The sequence below is a fragment of the Kitasatospora sp. NPDC057500 genome, from assembly GCF_042802195.1.
Classification (GTDB): Bacteria; Actinomycetota; Actinomycetes; order Streptomycetales; family Streptomycetaceae; genus Kitasatospora.
In genome coordinates, this window is record NZ_JBHVER010000388.1 from 1 (window position 1) to 3140 (window position 3140).

The 3140-nt window shown below is 75.2% G+C and carries 2 protein-coding genes; both read right to left on the minus strand.

Translation table 11 applies throughout. From position 1 onward, the window contains the following. Positions 1 to 90: 90 nt before the first annotated feature. Positions 91 to 1152: a hypothetical protein gene (locus tag ACFU74_RS36725; protein ID WP_380764478.1), complete on the minus strand. Its 1062-nt coding sequence runs from the start codon at positions 1150 to 1152 to the stop codon at positions 91 to 93. Positions 1153 to 1299: 147 nt separating this feature from the next. Beyond that, positions 1300 to 2916: an alpha-amylase family glycosyl hydrolase gene (locus ACFU74_RS36730; RefSeq protein ID WP_380764479.1), complete on the minus strand. Its 1617-nt coding sequence runs from the start codon at positions 2914 to 2916 to the stop codon at positions 1300 to 1302. Between the last annotated feature and the right edge of the window lie 224 nt (positions 2917 to 3140).

A 3140-nucleotide genomic window follows, 5' to 3' on the forward strand; every position in this document is an offset into this window, starting at 1 on the left:
CGCCCGGCCTGTCCGGGGCCGGGCGCGGGCCGCCGATCCCACCGGGCGCCGATGCCCGGGCACCCGGTGAAGCCTTCCCCCGCGTGTCCGTCAGACCGCGACCGCCGACTCCTCCAGTTCCTCCGCCGGCTCGCCGTCCCGCCCGGCCGGGGCCGCCGTCCGGCCGCGCCGCTCGTACAGCGCCGCACCGGTCACCAGCGCGCCCGCGGCCACCAGCCAGAGCACCAGCACCAGCAGGTTCCCGCCGAACCCGGCTCCGCCGTCGAAGTACAGCAGGCCGCGCGCGCCCTCCAGGAAGCCGGCGCCGGTCCAGAAGGAGTGCAGGCCGCCGAAGAACCCGTTCTGCAGGTCGGGCCGGTAGACGCCGCCGGAGCTGGTGAAGTTCAGCATCACGAACAGCACCATCATGACCAGCGTGGTCCACCGCCTGAGGAAGGTGTGCAGGCCGATGCCCACGCCGACGACCCCGGCCGAGTACAGCCAGCCGAGCGCCCAGACGGCGGCCGGGTCGTGGTCCACGACGTGGAAGACCGGCCCGGCGGTGACGATCCCGATCACGCTCACCGCGAGCGAGGCGCCGAGGCCGGCCAGCACCCGGAGCCGCATGCCCATCCCGGCGCCGACCGCGCCGATCACGGCGACGCTGCCGTAGGAGCCGATGCTGAGTGCGACCAGCAGGAAGAACAGGCCCTGGCCGGTCGGGTCGCCCTCGCTCGGGGTGGTGAGGTCGGTGACGGCCAGCGGCGCGCCCTGCTGTCCGGCGACGCGCTGGAAGACCTTCTCGGCCGCCGTCGCCGAGGTCTCCGAGTTGGCCTTGGCGACCAGCAGTTCCGGATGCGCGGCGTCCGGCACGAACGCGCCGACCAGGTCGCGGTCGAGCAGCCGCTGCTCGGCGGCCGCGCGGTCGGGCAGCGCGGCGACGTCCAGCGCCTCGCCCGCCGCCGCCTGCACGGCGCCCGCCAGCTCGCGCGCCTGCGGGGTGGTGCCGACGACGGCGACCTTCAGGTGGTGCGGCTCGGGCTGGTGGAAGGCGCCCTGGTAGGCGAGCGCCATGCCGAGGCACATCAGCAGCGGGGTGAGCAGGTGGAGCGCCAGGTGCTTGAGCGAGTGCCCCGGCGGGGGCGCCGCGGCGGTGGTCCGGGGTGTGCTCATGGGGGTTCGGTCCGTCCTCCGACAGAGATGAAGCGGATGGCAAAGTGGGTGGCAAATGCAACTATCTAGATGCAGTCTACAACCACCGCGGGGGCGGACCGAAGTCCGCCCCCGGTGGCCGAGGACCCGCACACCCTCCCCGCGGCGCTACCCCAGCTGGAACACGCCGTACGAGAACCCGTCCGCCCGCAACTCGCCGCCCGCACCGGTGCTCACGCCCTGGACGTCCAGCGGGCGAGCCCGTCCGGACGCCCCGGAGCCGCCCGCGCCGCCGAGCGCCACGTCCGCCGGGACGACCGCCGGCTCCCGCCGCGGGTTGACCACCACCAGGTAGCGCCCGGCCCGGACGTACACCAGCGGGTACCCGGCGTGCCGCACCTCCACCGAGCCCCGCGCGCCCAGGCCCGGGTGCGCCCGGCGCAGCGCGATCAGCCGCCGCACGGTGTGCAGCAGGGAGGTCGGGTCGGCCCGCTGGGTGGCGACGTCCGGACGGTGCGGGTCCGGGTCGACCGGCAGGTAGAGCCGCTCGGCGGGCGCCGTGGAGAAGCCCGCGTTCGGGCCGGGCGTCCACTGCATCGGCGTGCGCGAGCCGGCCCGGTTGTACGTCGGGCCGAGCACGCTCCCCTCCGTGTCGGGCAGGTCCGGGACGTAGCGCATGCCGATCTCGTCGCCGTAGTAGACCGCCGGCAGGGTCGGCCAGGTGAGCAGCAGGGCGAAGGCCGGGGCGAGCTGCTCGGCGGTGCGCGGTCCGGTGGCCAGCCGGGAGAAGTCGTGGTTGGCGGTGGGGACGGCGATGTGCCCGGCGCCCTCGGTCAGTTCGGCCGCCGCGCGCCAGGCGTCCAGGAACGGCTGCGGGGTGCCGCGCCCCTCGGCCTCGAAGTAGCACGGGCCCTGCTTCCAGAACTCCTGCACCGTCCCGGCGTTGTTGTTCCACAGCGAGCGCAGCGGCAGGCCGTCGTCGGGGCCGCCGAACTGGAGGAGGAAGTCGGCGTGGAAGCCGGCCGCGACGGCGGCGGCCGGCTCGCCCCACTCGGCGAACAGCGCGGCCTGCGGGTGGTCGCGGTCCAGCCAGTCGCGCAGTTCGTTCCAGAGCTTGCCGGTCTCGACGAAGCCGGGGTCGTCCTTGACCAGCGAGTAGGCCATGTCGACCCGGAAGCCTGCCACGCCGAGGCCTAGCCAGTGGTCCATGATCGCGCGCAGTGCGGCGCGGTTGGCGCGCGGGCCCTCGGCGTCCACCGGCCGGCGCCAGGGCTCGTCCGGATTCTCGCGCGCGAAGCCGAAGTTGAGCGCCGGCTGGCAGTCGAAGAAGTTCGGCCGGTACCAGCCGGGCCGGCTGCCCGGGGAGGCGACGAAGCCGTCCACCGGCCGCTCGGACCAGATGTAGCGGTGGTCGGACGGGTCCTGCGCCGAGGCCTGGAACCAGGGGTGCCGGTCGGAGGTGTGGCCGGCGACCAGGTCCAGCAGGACCCGGATGCCCCGGCGCCGCGCCGCGTCGACGAGGGCGGCGAGGTCGCCGGCGGTGCCGTAGCGCGGGGCGGGGGTGAAGTAGTCGGCGACGTCGTACCCCGCGTCGCGGAACGGCGAGGCGAAGCACGGGTTCAGCCAGACCGTGTCCACGCCCAGCCAGGCGAGGTGGTCGAGGTGCTCGGTGATGCCCGCGAAGTCGCCGATGCCGTCGCCGTCGGAGTCGGCGAAGGTCTGGGGGTAGATCTGGTACAGCACGGCGTCGGTCAGCCACTCGGGGCCGGGGCGGGTCGAGGTCATGGGTGGGATCCTCCTGCCGGGTGCCGGGGGGCTACCGATTCTCGTCGAATCCCGGCCGCCCCAACAGCCCGGCCCGGCCACTCCCGGACCTCCGCGCGGTTCCCGGAAGCAGCCCCGGGGCGTGCCGCGCGCCGTCCCGAGCCCCTTCCGCTCCCCCGCGCCCCCTGCTCCCCCGGGGCAGCCCCCTCCCCCGCCCGGTCGCCGGCCCCGCCGAAGAGCGGGGC

Coding starts and splice junctions, on each gene's coding strand:
- ACFU74_RS36725 (WP_380764478.1), bottom strand. CDS start 1,152: ATGAGCACACCCCGGACCACCGCCGCGGCGCCCCCGCCGGGGCACTCG.
- ACFU74_RS36730 (WP_380764479.1), bottom strand. CDS start 2,916: ATGACCTCGACCCGCCCCGGCCCCGAGTGGCTGACCGACGCCGTGCTG.